This is a genomic window from Pseudomonas sp. TH04 (genome assembly GCF_016651355.1).
Classification (GTDB): Bacteria; Pseudomonadota; Gammaproteobacteria; order Pseudomonadales; family Pseudomonadaceae; genus Aquipseudomonas; species Aquipseudomonas fluorescens.
The window spans coordinates 368,725-388,604 of record NZ_JAEKEA010000001.1 but is presented as its reverse complement, the minus strand read 5'-3'; the positions used below and the strand labels follow the sequence as shown (position 1 = coordinate 388,604).

General features: G+C 60.9%; 12 protein-coding genes and 1 pseudogene. 10 read left to right on the top strand and 3 right to left on the bottom strand.

Annotated features, from left to right (window positions below; all coding sequences use genetic code 11):
• The first annotated feature begins 1 nt into the window (after position 1).
• From JFT85_RS01620 to JFT85_RS01600, 5 genes are all read left to right on the top strand, one after another.
• The gene (locus JFT85_RS01620; RefSeq protein WP_201228947.1) at positions 2-3,694 is read left to right on the top strand and encodes a type VI secretion protein IcmF/TssM N-terminal domain-containing protein; all 3,693 of its coding nucleotides are present in this window, start codon (positions 2-4) and stop codon (positions 3,692-3,694) included.
• Positions 3,691-6,378 (top strand): ATP-binding protein, encoded by a 2,688-nt coding sequence (locus tag JFT85_RS01615; RefSeq protein ID WP_201228945.1) that lies wholly within the window; start codon positions 3,691-3,693, stop codon positions 6,376-6,378. Before JFT85_RS01620 ends, JFT85_RS01615 begins: the two co-directional genes overlap by 4 nt.
• A 23-nt stretch (positions 6,379-6,401) precedes the next feature.
• Entirely contained in the window at positions 6,402-7,046 is a 645-nt protein-coding gene (locus JFT85_RS01610) for a response regulator (RefSeq protein ID WP_069551586.1), read from the top strand.
• Positions 7,047-7,162: 116 nt separating this feature from the next.
• Positions 7,163-7,651 (top strand): Hcp family type VI secretion system effector, encoded by a 489-nt coding sequence (locus tag JFT85_RS01605; RefSeq protein WP_053256108.1) that lies wholly within the window; start codon positions 7,163-7,165, stop codon positions 7,649-7,651.
• Positions 7,652-7,804: 153 nt separating this feature from the next.
• Complete coding sequence (locus JFT85_RS01600; RefSeq protein ID WP_053256109.1) at positions 7,805-8,713, top strand: LysR family transcriptional regulator; 909 nt, start codon at positions 7,805-7,807, stop codon at positions 8,711-8,713.
• 39 nt (positions 8,714-8,752) lie between these two features.
• Here the strand turns inward: JFT85_RS01600 and JFT85_RS01595 are convergent, their stop codons facing one another.
• A complete protein-coding gene (locus tag JFT85_RS01595; protein ID WP_201228943.1) occupies positions 8,753-9,697 on the bottom strand; it encodes a cupin in 945 nt (314 codons plus the stop codon).
• Between the two features lie 384 nt (positions 9,698-10,081).
• Between JFT85_RS01595 and JFT85_RS01590 the strand changes: the two genes are divergently transcribed.
• The 4 genes from JFT85_RS01590 to JFT85_RS01575 all read left to right on the top strand — a co-directional run bounded on the left by JFT85_RS01590 (position 10,082) and on the right by JFT85_RS01575 (position 16,994).
• Positions 10,082-11,665 (top strand): efflux transporter outer membrane subunit, encoded by a 1,584-nt coding sequence (locus JFT85_RS01590; RefSeq protein ID WP_201228941.1) that lies wholly within the window; start codon positions 10,082-10,084, stop codon positions 11,663-11,665.
• Between the two features lie 104 nt (positions 11,666-11,769).
• Positions 11,770-12,882 (top strand): efflux RND transporter periplasmic adaptor subunit, encoded by a 1,113-nt coding sequence (locus tag JFT85_RS01585; protein ID WP_201230858.1) that lies wholly within the window; start codon positions 11,770-11,772, stop codon positions 12,880-12,882.
• A gap of 9 nt (positions 12,883-12,891) precedes the next feature.
• Positions 12,892-15,945 carry an efflux RND transporter permease subunit gene (locus JFT85_RS01580; protein WP_073637527.1) on the top strand — a complete coding sequence of 1,018 codons (3,054 nt, stop codon included), beginning with the start codon at positions 12,892-12,894 and terminating at the stop codon, positions 15,943-15,945.
• Between the two features lie 179 nt (positions 15,946-16,124).
• Positions 16,125-16,994: an isocitrate lyase/PEP mutase family protein gene (locus tag JFT85_RS01575; RefSeq protein WP_064452377.1), complete on the top strand. Its 870-nt coding sequence runs from the start codon at positions 16,125-16,127 to the stop codon at positions 16,992-16,994.
• Between the two features lie 58 nt (positions 16,995-17,052).
• Here the strand turns inward: JFT85_RS01575 and JFT85_RS01570 are convergent, their stop codons facing one another.
• Positions 17,053-17,262: a hypothetical protein gene (locus tag JFT85_RS01570; protein WP_201230942.1), complete on the bottom strand. Its 210-nt coding sequence runs from the start codon at positions 17,260-17,262 to the stop codon at positions 17,053-17,055.
• A gap of 754 nt (positions 17,263-18,016) precedes the next feature.
• On the opposite strand from JFT85_RS01570, the gene JFT85_RS01565 reads away from it, so the two are divergent.
• Positions 18,017-19,339 carry an OprD family porin gene (locus JFT85_RS01565; RefSeq protein ID WP_069551583.1) on the top strand — a complete coding sequence of 441 codons (1,323 nt, stop codon included), beginning with the start codon at positions 18,017-18,019 and terminating at the stop codon, positions 19,337-19,339.
• Positions 19,340-19,386: 47 nt separating this feature from the next.
• Here the strand turns inward: JFT85_RS01565 and JFT85_RS28630 are convergent.
• Positions 19,387-19,863, bottom strand: a pseudogene (locus JFT85_RS28630) (methyl-accepting chemotaxis protein); the annotation flags it as partial.
• Positions 19,864-19,880 lie beyond the last annotated feature (17 nt).

Genomic DNA, 19,880 nt, shown 5'->3' with positions numbered 1-19,880 from the left:
AATGAAAGCGCTTGTCGCCGTGTTCTGGATGGTTGCGCTGATTGTGCTCGGGTGTGTGTGCTGGGTCGTCACCGTGCTGTCGGGCTGGCCATTGTGGTGCATGCCACTGATGCTCCTCGCCGTGATGCTCGGCACCTGGTTGCTGTTGCGGGCGCTGCGGTACTGGCAAGGTTGGCGCCTGCGCCAGCGCCTGCAGCGTGACCTGCCTGGGCGCACCGAGCCGCTCGAGCCCGATGTCGATCAGTGCTGGAACACCGGTGTGCGTTTACTGCGCCAGTCCCGTTTGGGCCAGGCGGGCCACTTGGGCTCTGCACTCTATGCCCTGCCCTGGTTCATGCTGCTCGGTGATACCACCCGCGCCAACAGCACACTGTTGGCGCGTAGCGGCCTGGATACGCCGTTGCGTTCAGCACCGCATGCGGCGGGCAGCCCACCCAGCGACGTACTCAACTGGTGGTTTTTCGAGAATGCCGTGGTACTCGACCCTTCGCGCCGCTTGCTCGATTCTGCCAGTGCCTGGAAACGCCTGTTGTTGCGCCTGTTGCGTTCACGCCGACGCGAACCGCTGAACGGCGTGATTCTGGAGATTGCGATTGAGTCTCTGCAAGACCAGAACAAGGCTCAGCTGACCGCGCTGGGGCAGAACTTGCGCCTCCAACTGGACGATCTGGTGAAGGTATTCGGCGCGCGCCTGCCGGTGTATCTGGTCCTGACCGGCGCTGAACGCATTGAGGGCATGCCGCAATGGGCTGCCAGCCTTACTCAGCATCAGCGCCAGCAGGCGCTCGGCCTGCTGGTCGATGGCAGCGATGCAGACGCTCGTGTATTTCTGGACAAGGTACTGGGTGAGATCGGTCGTCGCCTCTTCGAACTACGGGTCGACCTGGGGCAACGGCTGCTGCCCACTGCCCAGGCGCTGCATTTTCCCGAGCGCGTCGCCGCGCTGCGCCCGGCATTGGAACAGCTGTTGTTACCCGCCTTTGCCAGCAACCCTTACTGCGCGCCTCCGTTGTTGTCCGGCCTGTTTTTGACCGCCCAGGGGGTTGAGGACGATGGCAGCACGGTCGGCTGGTTCAGCCATGAACTGTTCGACCGTGTGCTGCCTTCACAACGCTTCGCGTACCGCGCGATCGACGGTTGGCGGCACTGGCGCCGCTTGTCCGCGCATGCCGCAGTGGTGCTGTGGCTGGTCGGTTGCGGCGCCTTTGCCGGCCTGCTGATCTACTCCAGCAATCATGTCAGTCACGAGCTGGCCCTGATCGCGCAAACATGGCCGCCGACCAGCACGTTGGATAAAGGCCTGGAACACGATCTACACAGGTTTGACCAGTACCATCAGTTTATTGAGAACCTTGAGCATGAGGTGACGCCGAGCTGGAAGCGCTGGCTGCCGTTCCACAACCGGGTCAATCAACTGATTCAGTTCGACCGTGATGGTTACGTGGCCAGCTTCGACAAAAACCTGCAGCGCCCCTTGTTCATGAGGCTGCTGCCGGATCAGTTACAGGCCATTGCCACCAGCAGCGACGACACCTTGATCGCCAGCTACACGGAGCTGTTGGTTCGGCGCATCAACCTGATCAATGCGCGCCTCGCCGGTGGTTCCCTGAATGCGCTGCCCGGCCCTGGCGAAGAGCTGCTACCGCTGCTGCGGCGGTTTTTGCCGGATCAGGTGCCGAGTGCCACGCGGGTGCAATCCTTGAGCGGCAGCTTCAAGGCTTACCTGCACTGGCAAACCGACGAGCGAGCCCTGGTGGAGGATCGCGCTAACGCGCTGCGCCAGCTGAATGGCCTGGGCCTTGCCAATCGATCATTGTCCTGGTTGGAAGCCTGGGCTGACCAACAGCCGCAATTGCCCACGCTTCGCTACTCTGACTACTCGCAGCTGCCCAAAGACGCCGACGCCGCGCTGCCCCGCGCATTTACGGTCGAAGGCCGCAGCGCGATTCTGGGGTTCATTGATGAGCTGATCGCGGCGACCGGTAATCAGGCATTATGGAAAAATCAACGTGAGCATTTTCTTGTGCAGTACCAGAATGACACGCAGGATGCCTGGTACCGCTTTATCGAAGGTTACCTTTCGATGGATCAAGCCCGGATGACCAGCCAAGCTCAATGGCGCGACGCGCTCAGTACCGTCGGTACCGCACGTGCGCCTTACCGGCAACTGTTGCAACGCACCGCCGAACGTTTCGCCTTGATTCCGGCGGCCAACCGTCGGCCGTGGGCGCAACTGAGCGTGCGCATGAACCGCCTGTTTGAACTGGCGCAAGAAACCCCCGCCGCGGATAACGGCAGCCTGCTCGGGCACCTGCGCATCGCCAATGAACTGGGCGGCAACGCAATCAAGGATGTCGCCAGCAGCGGTTCAGTCACCCAGGGCGTGGATGCCGTGAACACTGATATGAGGCAGGCAAAGGTGCTCAGCCAGTTCAATCAAACATTGCAGGCGGTAGCCACTGACCTGCGCAAGAGCGATGCACAGGCGTTCCAGGTCGCCCTCGACAATTGGGGGTTCGGCAACGACCCGACGATCAAGTCCGCAGCCCTGTGGGATGCTCAAGACCTGCGCGACGGGTTGCGCCAGCAACTGACGCAAGGTGACGCGCGCGAGTCGCTCGTGTGGACACTGGCCGCCGGAGGCCTGGATGTCGAGATGGCCTATGCCGGCCAGATTGCCGCCAGCCAATTGCAGCAAGCGTGGAACAGCCAGGTATTGGGCGCTGTAGAAGGCGTGCACGACCCGGTGTTGTTGAATGACGCACTCTATGGCGAGCGCGGCCAGCTCCCACGGTTTCTCAATGGTCCCATCAAGACCTTCATCCAGCAGGATGCGCAGGGCTTTAAACCGGTTATTGCATTGGGCCAGAAAGTGCCGTTGAGCAGGGCCTTTCTCGCCTACCTTGGCCGCATGCAACATGCTCAGTCGGACCTCGCAGCCGCCACGCGGCAAACCGCGGCGCAACATGCTGTACGCCAGGCGCAACGGCAAAATCTGCAAACGGCTGAAAAAGCCTTGCAGGCACAGCAGGCGGTGTTGCAGCCGCAACTCAACCTGCCCAGCCTTGCCTCGGTGGTCAGCATTCAGGCCACACCGCTGTCGATCAACCTGGGCGCCAGGCAATTACCGCAGCAAACCCGACTGACGTTGCAATGCAGCAACCATTCAACCGTCCTGGACAACTTCAATTTCCCCACCAGCGCGCCCTTCACCTGGACGCCGGGCGCGTGCGGCGATGTCAGCCTGCAGGTCCGTTTTGCGCACTACACGCTGACTAAACGCTGGCCCGGCGAGCATGGCTTCATCGATTTCCTGCAGGCGTTTGCCAGTGGCCAACGCACCCTGACCCAGGACGACTTTCCCGACCAGCGTGACCTGATGGCCAGCGATAACATTACCCAACTGACACTCACCTATCGGTATACCGGGGCGCAGACCTTGCTACACACCGACCAACAGGCACAGGCTGCCGACAGCCAGTCCAAGGCGATCAATGAGCAATTGAAAACCATCAGTGATCAACTGACCGCCATGGATACCCAGGACGCCGCTAACGCAGTGGGTGAAGCCGCGCAAGGCAGCGTTGCCGAACGGCGTTTGGCCGCGCAGGCCCCCCCGGCGCAGATTGCCTATGGCTGGTCGGGCATGCCGTCCTCGGTAGCGTCGGCCGATACCAAAAGCCCACCTGAATGAGAAAGCTATGGCGCCGGTCACTGGCTTTACGCATTACCTGCGTGCTGGTCGTGGTTCTGGCCGGCAGTTGGTGTGTTGCAACCGGGCTCAGCGCGTGGCGCGTCTACCATCAACTGGAGCGCGAGTCGCTGCAGGAGCTCAGCCAGCGCGTGGAGTTGATCACTCGCGTCGATAACGATGATTTGCAGGAAAGCGCCGATGGCGCCCGCCGGTTATTGCGACTGTGGCGCAGCCCGGCGACCGAAGAACTCGATATACCGACGCCGCGCAGCACCCTGTGCTGGCTGCCGGACCCGGGCGCCGCGCCGTCGACCCAGTTACCCCGTGCCGCGGTGGCTGCCGAAGCCTATGGCGCAGCGGGTCAGTCGATGATTGTGGACACGTTTTTCTACTTCCCGGGTATCGGCGCGGCCTTTACCACCGGCCCCTACCCCGTCAAGGGCTTTACTGCCAGCCGTGCTGAGTACCTGCGGGACTTGAGCAAGCGCCTGCCGGATGCAAAGGCCGACATAGTCTGGGACGGGCCGGTCTATGACCCCCATACCGGGCAGCAATTGATTACCGTGGCCGCCATCGGGCGCGACAAGGACGGCAAGGTGGAAGTCATCACCGGCTATGACCTGCAGCTCAACGATCGTTTCGCGCGCATGTCGCAGTTACTGCGCGGCTACAACGGTTACATCATCGACCACACCGGATTGCCGATTGCCACGCTGCCCGGAGGGGCGCCCAAAGAGTACCGTTACCTGACGACGCCGTTGCCAGGCCTGGATATGAAAGGCACCTTTCCCCAGCAACTGAAGCTCAACCATGGCACGGCGGTGGTCGCGCGCCTGGATGTGCTGGACTGGTACCTGGTGTCGCTTTACCCGCGAGCGCGCCTGCAGGCCAACACCTTGCAACTGATCATGAAGGAAGCGCCGTTTGCGTTGATCGGGTTGGTGCTGCTGACCCTGGGCCTGCTCACCGTACTGCGCCAACAACTCGCGCGCCCGTTGGCCGGTTTTGCCCAGGCCATCGAAGAAACCCGCCACTCCGATGACCTGACTCGCCGCCTGCCGGTGGTTCACGACGATGAGCTGGGGCGCTTTGCCCGAGCCTATAACGACCTGCTCGACACCCTTCACACCGAGCGTCTGGGGCTTGAAAACCAGGTGCAGACACGCACCTGCGAGCTGCGCGAGGCTTTGCAGAGCGCCGACCGGGCCAATCTGCTCCGGGGCGAGTTCCTGGCGAACATGAGCCACGAGATCCGTACGCCGCTCAATGCGATCATCGGCATGAGCCATTTGCTCGCCGACACATCATTGGACCCGCCACAGCTGCGCTTCGTGGGGTCTATCCGAGATAACGGCGATGTGTTGCTGGCACTGATCAACGACATTCTCGACCTGTCAAAAATCGAGTCGGGCAATCTCATCGTCGAACACACCGCGTTCGACGTGGTGGCCTTGGTGACCGAGGCGATCAACGTGTTGGTGCCGAGTGCGCAAGAGAAGCGGCTGCGCCTGACAGTGCAGGTGGCCAGCGACGTGCCGGTGGGCGTCAAGGGTGACCCTTTGCGCTTACGGCAGATATTGCTCAATTTGCTTGGCAATGCCATCAAGTTCACCCCGGGGGGCTCAGTGCGCCTACTGGTGTGGAAGGGGCCGGGGATTACCTTGGGTTTTAGCGTCGAAGACACCGGCATTGGTATTGCCGAGGACAAACAGGCACAGATTTTCGATGCGTTTCGCCAGGCCGATGCCTCCACCACCCGTGAATACGGCGGCACCGGGTTGGGCCTTTCCATCAGCCACCGCCTGGCGCAACTCATGGGGGGCGAGCTTGGGGTCAAAAGCACGCCCGGCAATGGTTCGACGTTTACCCTGGTGCTGCCCTTCCCGCCCCTGGCGCCGGATGAAGTGATCGTACCGCCGGTACGCGAGGAGATGGACACACTGCTTGGCCAAGCCTACCAACTCAACGTTCTGGTGGTAGATGATGTCGCGACCAACCGTGAAATCGCCTGCCTGTACCTTGAACGGTTTGGCCACCGTTTCCAGTGCGCAAGCAATGGCGAACAAGCCTTGCAACTGATGAGCAAAGTGATCTTCGACGTGGTCCTGATGGACAGTCAAATGCCGGTGATGGGCGGGCTGGAAACCATCGGCAAGTTGCGTTCGGGGGCGAACGGGGTGCTCGACGACGAGGTCTGGGTCATCGCCCTGACAGCGAGCGCCATGGAAGGTGATCGCGAAGGTTTCCTGCGCCAGGGCGCCAATGCCTACCTGGCCAAACCGGTGCTGCCCGGGCAGTTGTTCCGCGCATTGGAAACCGCGATTGCCTGGCAACTCAAGCGCGGCATGGAACCTGCGCCGATGCCCGCCGGTGCAATTGGCGCGTTACCGGGACAGACCACTGAGCCGCCAGCCGTATCGCCGCTCAAGGCACCGCGCCTGCGCGAGCTGTTTCGGGTCGACACGCAACACTTGCTGGGTGCGCTGCGCGAGGCGTACGACGTGGCGGATTACACTGAGCTGGCGCAACTGGCACACACCCTCAGAGGCACCTGCGGGCAATTCGGTGAACGCGAACTGGAGCTCCTCGGCCGTCAGCTTGAACACAGTGCAGAACAACAAAAACAGGCTGACTGCGAAGCCGCATTACGCAGTCTTGAGACCGTGTGCGCGCGGCTCTTTTGATACCCCCTCATACAGGATGACCTATGGCTGACTATCGGATTGTGCTGGTAGATGACCACCCACTGATGCGTGAGGGGTTGCGTGCGCTGCTTCTCGACGCACCTGGAATCCTAGTGGTCGGCGAAGCCGAGAACGGGCGCCAGGCGCTGGATGTGTGCCGCGCCCTGGCGCCTGACTTGCTGCTGCTGGACCTGAACATGCCGGTGATGGATGGCCTTTCTGCCCTGCCGCTGATACGCCAGCGCTGGCCGGGTATCCGTGTGCTGACCCTCACTGCTCGTCTTAGTGAACAAAACGCCGCCCTGGCGCTGGATGCCGGCGCGGACGGTTACGTCCTCAAAAGCAGTACCAGTGAGGTGCTCAGGACGGCGATAGCCACGTTGCTCGCGGGCAAGCCATTCCTGGATGCCGACTTGAACCCCGACCAGGTCGCCGCGCTGCGTGCAAATGCCAGCGCACAGTCGGGCATCACGCTGACCGATCGCGAGCGCCAGATCCTCAAGCTGGTGGCTGAAGGCGCGCGCAACCGCGATGTCGCCGAACTGTTATGCATCAGCTTGAAAACGGTTGAAACCCACCGCTTGAACCTGATGAAAAAACTCGACGCGCACAACGCCGCGGACCTGACCCAATGGGCGTTCAAACTGGGCGTGTGCGCCCAAGAATGATTCAGGTATTCACCGGAGGGTCGCGGTTGCCCGCGCTCAGTAATCTGACTCCATCGCGAAGCGGTTTGAAGGCCATCGCGTACGTTCACCTTACTCAATGAACTGGAGTGCTCGTTATGCCCATGCCCTGCTATCTCACGCTGGAAGGCCAGAACCAAGGCAAAATCGAAGGTTCGACCAAAGTCCAGGGCCACGAAGGAAAGATCCTCCTGCAGGCCGTAGACCACACCATCGAAATCCCGAAAAACCCGCAAACCGGGCTTCCTACAGGCAAGCGCGTGCATGGCGCAATGACCCTGACCAAGGAAATCGACAAGGCTTCGCCCAAGCTCTACCAGGCCTTGACGTCCGGTGAGCAAATGAAAACCGTGTCCTTGGAGTTCTATCGCATTTCGCCCAAGGGCACCGAGGAGAAGTACTACACAGCGAAGCTTGAAAATGCGGTGCTGGTGTCGATGAAGTCATGGACGCCGAACTGCCTGGACCCGAACAACAAGCAAATGGGGCACATGGAAGACCTGGCGTTCACCTACGAGAAAATCACCTGGACCTACGAGCCAGATGGTATTGAAGCCGAAGATTCGTGGCTGGCGCCGAAGGTGTAAGACCGCAATCAAGGCTGCAGGGGCTTATCGCCCTGTAGCCTTGGTCGTGTTTGCAGCGACCATTTTCAGTGTGGCCATGGGGTTAAATGGTCGCGCGTGACAAGAGCCGGTAACCTGAGCGCCTCTTCCTCATCCTCAATAGCGAGGCGGCACTTGGATTATTTCACTGCGCTAACCGCTTTCGTCGAAGCCGCTGAAGGCAATAACTTCTCGCGTGCCGCCGAGCGGCTCGGCATCAAGGCCTCAACGGTTTCACGCTACGTGAAGGATCTTGAGCAGGATCTGGGCATCGCCCTGTTCAACCGGTCCACACGCATGCTGCACCTGACGGAAGGCGGCCAGACATTTCTGATGCACGCGCGCAGAGTGCTGGATGAACTTGAACAAGCCAAAGCGGCCACCTCGGCACTGAACCAGGAACCCAGAGGGTTACTTAAACTCAACTTGCCGCCCGCATTTGCCCGCCACCATATCCTTCCGGTCGTTAACCTGTTTCTGGCCCGCTACCCGCAGATCAAACTGGAGCTTGTGCTGGATGACGAGCAGGTCAACCTGATCCATTCAGGCGTGGACCTTGCCATACGCATTGGTGCCCTTGCCGACTCGACGCTCAAAGCCCGCAAGATCTGCGACGGCAAGTACAGGCTGGTGGCAAGCCCGGCTTTTTGCAGGGAGCACCCGGTTCCGGCAACGCCGGCAGACCTCGCCGGCCTGCCGGCGATTGTGAGTACGCATGCCGCCGGGCACTTTGCGTTTGCCCGCGCCAACGAGGTGTTGCCACTGGTGCATAACGCCTGTGTGCGGATCAATGATCTGGATGCTCAGTTAATCGCCGCGCGCCAAGGGCTGGGCTTTGCGTTGCTGCCTGACTGGCTGGTGGCCAAGAGTCTTGAAGCGGGTGAACTGCAAGCCTGGCTCGATCCATGGGAGATCCGTGGCGCGGAGCACGCGTATGCGGTGTGGTTCGTCTACCCGCCGAAGCGAATCGTGTCGTCCAAGGTCAGGTGTTTCATCGACTTTATCGTCGAGCAATTGGGTGATACACCCTACTGGAAAGGCTAAAACCGCCCGGCAACAAGGCCAGGGCGGCGCCGTTATCGACTATTGGCTGAACCGGATGTCCAGCGCGCGTAAATAGGTTTGCAGCCCGGCGTCCTGGATCGGGATCAGGAACGCTTCCTGGTCGGACTCGTTAAAGTGCGCGTGCCAGTAACCCGGTGGCGTCACAAACGCCAGGCCAGGCGCCCAATCGACGCGCACCGGATGGCGGATCTGGCCATCGGTATCCAGCTCAGTGCCGACCAGTGAGTAGCACCCCTTGGGGCAGTCGATGATGAAGTCGAGCGCAATCGACTGGTGCCGGTGCGGCTTTTGAATCGAGCCCGCCGGCAGAATGCCGTACATTGCCCAGAGCACATGGGTCACCGTGCGGGTCTGTGGGAAGTTGCGATTACCCAGCAAGATACTGATACGGCTGCGATCCTGGGCATGCGGATCATCTGCCGCTTCACGCAGTTTCTGGTTGGCCAGTGCTGCAGGGTACAGCGTTGGCACGAAACGGTCGGTGCTGCGCGTCACCCCCAGATAGCGCAGCAGCGGCTCATCGTGCACGTAGTACAGTCGCGCATCCTGTGATGCGCTGAAACGCGCTTCCCGCATGCCAGGCAACGCGATAAAACAGCCGGCTGACCATTCGATGGCGTGCTCGCCCTGCACGACACGGCCCTCCCCGGCAATCACATAAAACACTTGCGACGTCGCGTTGGGGTGCAAGGTCAGTGCGTCGCCGGCGTTCAGGCGCATGAAATTGGCACACAGCCCCGGCCCGGTGGCCGGGCCTGCGCAGCCCAGTGCATCGCTGAGGTCGAGCGGTACCACCCGCGAGGGGCCGCTGTCGTAGAGCGATGCCGGGAAGTTGTGGTACGGAATTCGGCTGATCAGATTGGCGCTGATGGGATTGGCTGCCTTGCTGTATTCAAAGTACTCGGCGTCCACCAAGTGGCTCGACAAGGCGTGGGCGTGGTCAGGCTTGAATTCGCGGTTCATGATGTTCACCTCAATCTTCGGCTGGATTGCACAGCGCCTCGCAAGGCGTTGCGACGGTGCTCGAACTATAGTGATCGCACGCCAGGCGATTAAGCCCTCACGCCGCACAGCAGTTATGCGCAATGGGGCAGTCAACCGACACTCGCAGGATAGGCGCAACCCTCACCCATCATCGCCCGTTGAAGACTGCGTCTATTGGCGGTTACTCGATTCTTGAATTAACGTTCAACCCACCTGCCCCGCGTGCCTTGAACCGCGTCACGCCAAGCCGGCCGGCCTGATGCACCTGCACTCATTGCTGAACCCAAAAAGCAGTTAACCAACTGATCAATCAGAGTGACTATGAAAGAGCAGCCTCGGCAGCTTGCATCGGGACCGCACCCAGTGGCGCCAGCCTGTGCGCTTTTTCGACCCTCGCACCTTCTGGCCTCGTTCAGCCTGCTGTGCGTTGCCCTCGCCGGCTGCACCGTCGGGCCTGATTTCGCACGGCCCGACGTGGCGGCGAATGCCGACTACTCGCGGGAAACACTCACCACCACCGCCCAGGCCGACATTGACGTCGGTGGCGCGGCGCAGCGGCTGATTGCCGGGATGGATATTCCCGGGCAATGGTGGACGCTGTTCCATTCACCGGCGTTGAACGCCCTGGTCGAAGAAGCCTTACGGGCCAACCCTGATGTGAGCGCCGCACAAGCAGCGTTGCGCCAGGCCAACGAGCTGGTCTACGCCGACCAGGCGTCGCTGTTTCCCTCGGTGAGCGGCAACGTGCAGAAAGCCCGCGAGAAAGTCTCCGGGGCCACGTCTGGCCTCGCCGAATCGCCGATTCTCACGGTGAGCTCCGCGTCGCTGAGCGTTTCCTACGCCCCGGACGTATTCGGCGGCACCCGTCGGCAAATTGAGTCGACCACAGCGCAAGCCGAGTACCAACGCTTCCAACTGGAGGCGACGTACCTCACGTTGACCGCCAATGTGGTCAATACCGCCATCAGCCTGGCGTCTGTGCGGGATCAAGTCGCCGCCAGCGAAGAAATCATCCGCCTCCAGAGCGGCCAACTGGATGTGCTGCAGGCGCAGCGCCGACTGGGCGCCATCGGGGATGCCGACGTGCTCACTCAGCAAACGGCATTGGCGCAAACCCGCGCCACCTTGCCGCCGCTGCAAAAACAATTGGCGCAAACGCGCAACCAGCTGATGGCTTACCTCGGCCGTTTTCCAAACCAGGATCGGGACGAGCGCTTCAACCTGGCGTCTCTGCAACTCCCGCAAGCACTGCCGCTCAGCTTGCCGTCAGCCATCGTTGGCCAGCGGCCGGATGTGCGTTCTGCACAAGCTCAACTGCATCAAGCCAGTGCCAACATTGGCGTGGCCGTCGCCAACCAGTTGCCGCAGTTCAGCATCACCGGGTCTTTGGGGTCTACGGTGACCAGCGGCACCCAGCTGTTTTCAGCCGGCTCCGGCGTCTGGAGCCTCGCCGGTTCGATCACCCAACCGCTATTTGATGCCGGCGCACTTGAACATCGCAAACGTGCCGCCGTGGCGGCCTATGACGAATCCGCGGCGCGCTATCGCGGCACAGTGATTACCGCGTTCCAGGATGTCGCCAACGCGCTCCGGGCGCTGCAGGCTGACGCCGATGCGCTCAACCAGCAGGTGGCGGCGGAACGCTCCGCACAGGCCAACCTCAAGTTGGTACAGGCGCAGTTTCGCCTCGGCGCGGTGGCTTACATCAACCTGCTGACCGCCCAACAAACCTACCAGAACACCGCGCTGGCGCGCGTCAAGGCGCAGGCCGCGCGGTACAGCGACACCACGGCGCTGTTCCAGGCTTTGGGGGGTGGCTGGTGGAACCGCGCGGATGTGGACCCCGCCACCCAGGGCCGTCCGGATCGTTTCGGCCTGCCGTCATGGCAAGAAATCATGCCGACCAAGAGCAAGGCGGCGCCTGCCGATGCGGCGCGGCTCAACTGAGTTGAATCACTGAAACAGCGAGAAACCCCATGGCTGAAGTCAACACTGCCGCTGCCCCACCGCCCCAGCCCGGCAGCCCACGCAAGCGGCGACTGTGGCGGCCAATGCTGATCATGATCGTGGTGGTCGTGGTGATAGTCGCGATCATTGCCGGGGTGAAATTCGTGCAGATTTCAGCGCTGATTGCCCAGTCCAAAGTGCCCTTGCCCGCCGCGGTGGTGACGGCCATGCAGGTGCCCTTCAGCGATTGGCAACCGAGTGTCACCGCCGTCGGCTCGATGAAAGCCGTACGCGGGGTGGATGTGACCACCGAAGTCGGCGGCATTGTGCGGACCATCGGCTTCAAACCCGGACAAGGCGTCGAGGCCCAGGCACTGCTCGTGCAGTTGAATGCCGACGCCGACATCGCGCAACTTCACTCGCTTGAAGCCACGGCCGACCTGGCCGTGATCGTGCTCAAACGCGACAAGGCGCAACTGGCGGTAAACGCGGTGTCCCAAGCCCAGGTTGATACCGACACTGCCGACTTGAAGGCCAAGCTCGCCGCCGCCGAACAGCAACGCGCGCTGGTGGCGAAAAAAACCATCCGCGCACCGTTTGCCGGGCGCATCGGGATTACCAGCGTCAACCCCGGCCAGTACCTTAACCCCGGCGACAAAATCGCGACGCTGCAGACCTTTGACCCGATTTACATTGATTTCACGGTGCCGCAAACCCAACTGGAGGCTATTGCCATCGGCCAAGCGGTGTCGGTGACCGCCGATGGCCTGTCCAACCAGACCTTCACCGGCAAGATCAGCACCATCGATACCCAGTTCGATTCAACCACACGCAACGTGACGGTCGAAGCTACGGTCGAGAACCCCAAACAAACCCTGGTGCCCGGCATGTTTGCCCGCGCAGTGGTCAACGCGGGGACCACCCAGCGCTACCTCACCGTGCCCCAAACGTCGGTCACCTATAACCCTTACGGCACCACGGTGTTCATCGCCACGTCGAGCAAGAATGACCAGGGCGAAACGGTACTCACCGCGCAGCAAACCTTCATCAAGACCGGGCCGACCCGTGGTGATCAGGTGGCCATTCTGTCCGGCGTGAAAGAAGGCGATCTGCTGATCACCAGTGGCCAGATGAAGCTCAAAAACGGTTCGGCAGTGAAGGTCGATAACAGCACCGCACCGCTGAACGACCCGGCGCCGACGCCCCAAGAACATTAAAGGTGCCCCATGAAACTTACCGATACCTTTATTCAGCGACCGGTCTGGGCCGTGGTTGTGTCGCTGTTTATCTTGATACTGGGGCTGCGCTCGATCTTCGAATTGCCCGTGAACCAATGGCCACGTACCGAAAATACCGTGGTCACCATCTCCACGGCCTACTACGGTGCAGACGCGTCCACGGTCGCAGGCTTCATTACCCAGCCGCTCGAGTCGGCGATTGCCCAGGCCCAGGGCATTGACTACCTGTCCTCGTCGAGCATCACCGGGGTCTCGACCATCACCGCCACGCTGCGGCTCAACTACGACGCGAGCAAGGCCCTTACCGAGATCAATACCCAGGTCAACTCGGTCAAGAACCAACTGCCGGCCCAGGCCCAGGAGCCGGTGCTCACGATCGCCGTCGGGCAGACCACAGACGCCATGTACCTGGGCTTCTACAGCGACACGCTGGCCACCAATAACATCACCGACTACCTGGTGCGGGTGGTCAAACCCAAGCTGGATTCGATCCAGGGCGTGCAAACCGCAGAGATCCTCGGCGGGCGCCAGTTCGCCCTGCGCGCCTGGTTGGACCCGGACAAACTGGCGGCGCATAACGTGACGGCGCAGGACGTGGCCACCGCGCTGGCCAACAACAACTACCTGTCTGCCGTCGGTTCGACCCGGGGGCAAACCGTGACGGTGGACCTGACGGCCGGGACCGATTTGCACAGCGTGGATGAGTTCAAACGGCTGGTGATCAAGCAGAAAGGCGACGCACTGGTGTACCTGGAAGATGTCGCCACCGTCACCCTCGGCGCCGAAAGCTATGACAGCAGCGTGGCGTTTTCCGGCAAGCGTTCCGTGTTCATCGGCATCAAGGTGGCGCCCACCGCGAACATCCTGACCGTCGCCGACAGCGTGCGCGAGGCCTTCCCCGAACTGCAGTCGCAACTGCCTACCGGAGTGCGCGGCGACATCGTGTATGACTCCACCGCGTTCATCAACACCTCGATCTACGAGGTGGTCAAGACCCTGGTTGAGGCGATGATTATTGTCTCGGTGGTCATTTACCTGTTCCTCGGCTCGTTCCGCGCGGTGGTGGTGCCACTGGTGGCGATACCGCTGTCGCTGGTCGGCACATTCTTTGTGATGTACCTGCTGGGGTATTCCATCAACCTGTTGACCCTGCTCGCGTTGGTATTGGCGATTGGCCTGGTGGTCGACGATGCAATTATTGTGGTGGAAAACGTCGACCGTCATATCAAGGAAGAAGGCAAAGGCGTGCTCGAAGCGGCGCTGTTGGCGGCGCGGGAACTGGGCGGCCCGATCATTGCGATGACGGTGGTGTTGATTGCTGCGTATGTGCCTATCGGGCTGCGCAGTGGGCTCACCGGGGCACTGTTCAAGGAGTTCTGTTTCTCCTTGGCGGGCGCGGTGACCGTGTCGGCCGTGGTCGCGTTGACCCTCTCACCGATGATGACCTCCAAGCTGTTCAAGACCGGGCAGGAAGAAGGCCGTTTCGCACGCCGGCTCGACCACTACTTTGACTGGCTGCGCGGGCGTTACCACCGTGTGCTGTCAGGCGGCCTGGACATCTGGCCGGTGCTGGTGACGTTTGGTTTTGTGCTGTTCCTGCTGGTCGCCGCCAGCGGCATGACGGCCAAAAGCGAGCTGTCCCCCACCGAAGACCAGGGGCTGGTCTTCATGCAGATCAAAGGCCCGCCCACGGCCTCGCCACAACAAATGGAACGGATTGCCGACCAGGCTTTCCAGATCGCCAACAAAGAGCCGGAATACGCGCAAATGTTCCAGCTGACCGGCCTGCCGGCACTGAACCAGGGCCTGGGTGGCGTGTTGCTCAAGACCTGGGGAGATCGCACGCGCTCCCAGGCTCAGCTGATCCTGGATCTGCAGCAAAAATGGAATCAGGTGCCCGGCGCCACGATCGCGGCGTTTCCGCTGCCGTCACTGCCAGGCGCCCAAGGGCTGCCGGTGCAATTTGTGATCACCACCACCGACTCGGTGGAAAACCTCAACGAAGTCGCACAGGCAGTCATGGCCGAGGCGCAAAAACAACAGCTGTTCTGGTTTTCCGACATGGATTTGAAGCTGGACAAGCCACAAGCCAAGCTGGTGGTGGACCGCGAGAAAATTGCCGCGCTGGGCATGACCCAAGCCGACGTGGGTGCCGCCTTGTCTGCCGCACTGGGTGGTAACTACGTCAACTACTTCTCCACCGCCGGGCGCTCTTACAAGGTCATCCCCCAGGTGTTGCAGGTCGACCGCCTCAACCCCGAGCAAATTCTCGATTACTCCATTCGTACCCCCGCAGGCGCCATGATCCAGGCACGTACGGTGGCGCATATCGAGACGTCGACACAGCCGGAATCGATCAACCACTTTCAGCAACTCAACTCGGCCACGCTCTCGGGCGTCAGCGGCGTGGCCCAAGGCGAGCTGCTGGCCAAGCTGAACACGATCCTGACCCAGGTTGCGCCCTCGGGTTACACCTCCGACTTCTCGGGTGAATCGCGCCAATTCATCCAGGAGTCCGGCGGGTTCGTCGGCCTGCTGCTGTTCTCGATTCTGATCGTCTACCTGGCCCTGGCCTTCCAGTTCGAGAGTTTCCGTGACCCGGTGGTGATTCTGTTCTCGGTGCCGCCGGCCCTGTTTGGCGCGCTGGCCTTTATCACCATGGGCTACGCCTCTATCAACGTGTACACCCAGGTTGGCCTGGTGACGCTGCTGGGGTTGATCACCAAGCACGGGATTCTGATCGTGCAGTTCGCCAACGAGTTGCAGCGCGCAGGCCGCAGCAAGCGTGAGGCGATTGAAGAAGCGGCCGCGGTGCGCCTGCGCCCGATCCTGATGACCACCGCCGCCATGGTGCTGGGCGTGGTGCCACTGGTTTGGGCCTCCGGTGCCGGGGCCGCCGGGCGGCATGATATGGGCCTGGTGATCTTCGCCGGGCTGTCGATCGGCACGCTGTTGACGTTGTTCATGGTGCCGGCGATGTACCTGTTTATTGGCGCGACGCACCATCACGAGGCAGGCACGGCGCAGCAGGCGTATGGGTGATTAGGCGCAGAAAGCGCCTTATCGCCGTGTCCAGCCGCCAAGCGTGAAGCAACAATCCATGTGTTGGGCGCCTACCCCATGCTCAAACGTCATAATCCCCGGTTCGCCTGCATGGTAATCTGGCATCACCATGAATAGACATTGATCGTCACTCGACGATGACAGAGCCAGGAAAGAACATGCCGAAGATTTCTCACTCAGCGTTGCGCCGCAACTTCCGTGAATTGCTTGCAAAAAAAATGTGCGTTGAAACCGCCTCGGTTTTCGACCCCATGTCCGCCCGTATCGCGGCAGACCTGGGGTTTGAGGTCGGTATCCTGGGTGGCTCAGTCGCGTCTTTGCAGGTACTGGCGGCACCGGATTTTGCATTGATCACGCTGAGTGAGTTCGTCGAGCAGGCCACCCGGATTGGCCGTGTCGCCCAACTGCCTTTCATCGCTGACGCCGACCACGGTTACGGCAATGCCCTGAACGTGATGCGCACCGTCGAGGAGCTTGAGCGTGCCGGGGTGGCCGCCCTGACCATTGAAGACACGCTGTTGCCCGCCCAGTTTGGCCGTAAATCCACCGACCTGATTTCTGTCGAGGAAGGCATCGGCAAGGTCAAGGCAGCCCTGGAGGCGCGTGTCGATCCGCAGCTGTCAATCATCGCGCGCACCAACGCAGGTGTATTGCCGACCGAAGATGTCATCGCCCGCACCAAGGCCTATGAACATGCCGGTGCTGACGGCATTTGCATGGTCGGCGTCAAAGACTTCGAACACCTTGAACAGATCGCAGAAAACCTCACCGTGCCACTGATGCTGGTGACCTACGGCAATCCGAAGCTCAATGACAGCGAGCGCCTGGCCAGCCTGGGCGTGCGCATTGTGGTGGCCGGCCACGGCGCCTACTTTGCCTCGATCAAGGCGACTTACGACAGCCTGCGCGCGCAGCGCAAGATGACCAGCAGCACCTCAAACCTCAGCGCGACTGAACTGACGCATACCTACACGCTGCCGGAGAGCTACGTGGCGTGGGCTGCGGAGTTCATGGACGTTAAAGAGTAAGCGTCGCGACGGTGCTGATTGAAACAATCAGCACCGCGTTCCTCTGGCGAGCGCAGCTTCAATCGGGTTTCCAGCGCTCTCCCCTATTATTGCCGGTGCCGATATAGCCGCCACGGCCATCAGACTTATACCCACGCTTGCGGTACTCGCCGGTGCCCTCATAGCCGCCTTGCCCATCGGAACGCCAGCTGGGGCCCGAGCCATCCGGGGCAAACCCGCGACCATTGTTGTAGCCGATGCCTTTGAGGCCACCGTCATCGGCCGGCAATTCAAGAGGCCTCTGGTCCTTGTTAAGAGGAGTGCATGCGCCATGATAGGGCATGTATTTTTCGCGGCAAGCGGCGAGAACACCCACGCCGCCACTTCGACGGTGTGGCTGGCAAAGTCCATCTGCAGTCAGTAATGGGTGTTGGGATTACCCACGTCAACGTCGCCATTTTTCGCCGTGATGATGGCCTCGAGTGGCGGCGGCGTGACGCCGAAACCCTTGCGCTAATCCGTGAGCCCTGTGTACCAATCCGCTTGCTGTTTGTTACGCGCACTGTCGGCGTTGATCGCGTAGCTGTCGCCTGGCTGTGACGTAAGCGAGAGGATTATTGGCGCGTCGGTGCAACAGTCTAGATAAAAACGACTAATTGTGACGCGCAGAGTTATATCGCCACTAGTGAATGGCCATTTCCGAGTTTAAACAGTGAGCTAAGTTTAGTTGACCATATCTAAAAAATCCGCCGCAGAGCCTGCGGCGGCAAACCAAAGGTTTTGTCGAAGCAGAGCGGCTAAGACCCTATCAACGCTACACCTGTGGCGGATTAAAAGAGGTGAAGTTTAATTAATCGAGTTTAATCAACGGCCGCGCTGCAGGTGGCAAAAAATATGATAAAAATCAGTCTCGACAAACACGTCGAGCACAATAAAAACAGCCTGTCGCTCACCTGAAAACATCTGCCCATTACAGCTTAAGTTCCGTCCAAAAAAATGCGGTGTTTCTGTGCACGCGTTAATTATTCCGGGGAAGTAACAACATGATCAAACAGTGGAGCCTGTTAACGTTGGCGGTGTGTGCCAGCGTCAGCCAACTGGCCTTCGCCGAGTCCGTCACCGACCAGGCAGATTCCAAAGGCTTTATCGAGGGCAGCAGCATGACCGGCCTGTTGCGCAACTATTACTTCGACCGCGATCGCCAAAGCGGCAAGGCCGACAACCGCGACTGGACCCAGGGCGCGATGCTCAATTACGCCTCGGGCTTTACCCAGGGCACTATTGGGTTTGGCATGGATGCCTACGCTTACGGCGCGATGAAGCTCGACGCCACCCACGCAGATGCCGGCACCGGTGAGCTGCCCACCGACCGAAATGGCGACCCTGCCAATGGCTACGGTTCGGTGGGCGCTGCGGTGAAGATCAAGGTCTCCAAGACTCAGCTGAAATTCGGTGATATGCAGCCCACCGCGCCGGTCTTCGCCACTGGCGGCACACGAATTTTGCCGCAGACGGCCACCGGCTTTGACCTGACCAGCAGCGAAATCGCCGGCCTGGACCTGGAAGCCGGGCATTTCACCAGCACCAACAGCGGCATGACCAGCAACCATGACCACGATATCTATGCGACCTACGCCAACGTGGCCGCCAACAGTGCCAGTTTCATCGGCGGCAAATACACCTTCACACCGTCTTTGAGCGCGACCGTGTATGCCGGCGAGCTGGAAGATATCTGGCGCCAGTACTACACCAACCTCAATTACGTGCTGCCATTGGCGCATGACCAGTCGCTGGCACTGGACGGCAACCTGTACCGCACCCTCGACACCGGCAGCGCCAAGGCCGGGGCAATCAACAACACCACCTACTCGGTGGCGGCGGCCTATTCGTTCCTGGCCGCGCACACTGTGACGTTGTCGTTCCAGAAAGTGCATGGCGACACCCCGTTCGACTACATCGGCACCGGCGACAACGGCGCAGGCGAAGGCGGCGACTCGGTCTTGCTGGCCAACTCGGTGCAATGGGGCGACTTCAACGGCCCGGGGGAACAATCCTGGGGCGTGCGGTATGACCTGAACATGGCCAGTTATGGCGTGCCCGGCCTGAGCTTCATGACCCGCTACATCAATGGCTCGGACATCAATGGCACCCACACCCCGGCCAACAGCGCCTATGCCGGCGACTACGGCGCGGATGGCGACCACCACGAAACCGATGTAGAGGCCAAATACGTGCTGCAGAGCGGCCCGGCGAAAAACCTGTCGCTGCGCGTGCGTGACGCCATGGTCTCTTCAAATGCCGATCAGCGCGACGGCAAGTTGAATGAGCTGAGGGTGATCGTCGACTATCCGTTCACGCTTTTGTAAGGCAGTCAGTGCGCCGACCGGCTGTTGTGCCGGCCGGCGCTCCGCCGTTATCCCACCCAGCCGACCGCGGTTTTCGGAATCACCTCAGACTCATCCAACTTTGAAGCAAACATGCTCACGGCTTGTACGGCATCGCTGGTGCTGGTGCGGATCTGCAGAATCACCGAGCCCGCCTGGTCAGCCAGGCTCACGCCACGCTGCGCGCCTTCCTGAGTGGCATTCATGCTGGCGACGGCATCACGGGTTTCCGACAGGATCATGCTGATCATCTCGGCAATCTCTGCTGTTGAACCGCTGGTCCGCCCTGCCAGTTGCCGTACCTCATCGGCCACCACCGCGAAGCCACGGCCCTGATCACCTGCCCGCGCCGCCTCGATGGCAGCGTTGAGCGCGAGCAGATTGGTCTGGTCAGCGATGCCACGGATGGTATTGACGATGGCGGTAATTTGTTCGGAGCGATCGCCCAGTTGGCCCACCAGCCGCGCGGAGACGCCGATGTTATCGGCAATCCGGCGCATTTCACTGGCGGTTTCTTGAATCA

Coding starts and splice junctions, on each gene's coding strand:
- JFT85_RS01620 (WP_201228947.1), top strand. CDS start 2: ATGAAAGCGCTTGTCGCCGTGTTCTGGATGGTTGCGCTGATTGTGCTC.
- JFT85_RS01615 (WP_201228945.1), top strand. CDS start 3,691: ATGAGAAAGCTATGGCGCCGGTCACTGGCTTTACGCATTACCTGCGTG.
- JFT85_RS01610 (WP_069551586.1), top strand. CDS start 6,402: ATGGCTGACTATCGGATTGTGCTGGTAGATGACCACCCACTGATGCGT.
- JFT85_RS01605 (WP_053256108.1), top strand. CDS start 7,163: ATGCCCATGCCCTGCTATCTCACGCTGGAAGGCCAGAACCAAGGCAAA.
- JFT85_RS01595 (WP_201228943.1), bottom strand. CDS start 9,697: ATGAACCGCGAATTCAAGCCTGACCACGCCCACGCCTTGTCGAGCCAC.
- JFT85_RS01585 (WP_201230858.1), top strand. CDS start 11,770: ATGCTGATCATGATCGTGGTGGTCGTGGTGATAGTCGCGATCATTGCC.
- JFT85_RS01580 (WP_073637527.1), top strand. CDS start 12,892: ATGAAACTTACCGATACCTTTATTCAGCGACCGGTCTGGGCCGTGGTT.
- JFT85_RS01575 (WP_064452377.1), top strand. CDS start 16,125: ATGCCGAAGATTTCTCACTCAGCGTTGCGCCGCAACTTCCGTGAATTG.
- JFT85_RS01565 (WP_069551583.1), top strand. CDS start 18,017: ATGATCAAACAGTGGAGCCTGTTAACGTTGGCGGTGTGTGCCAGCGTC.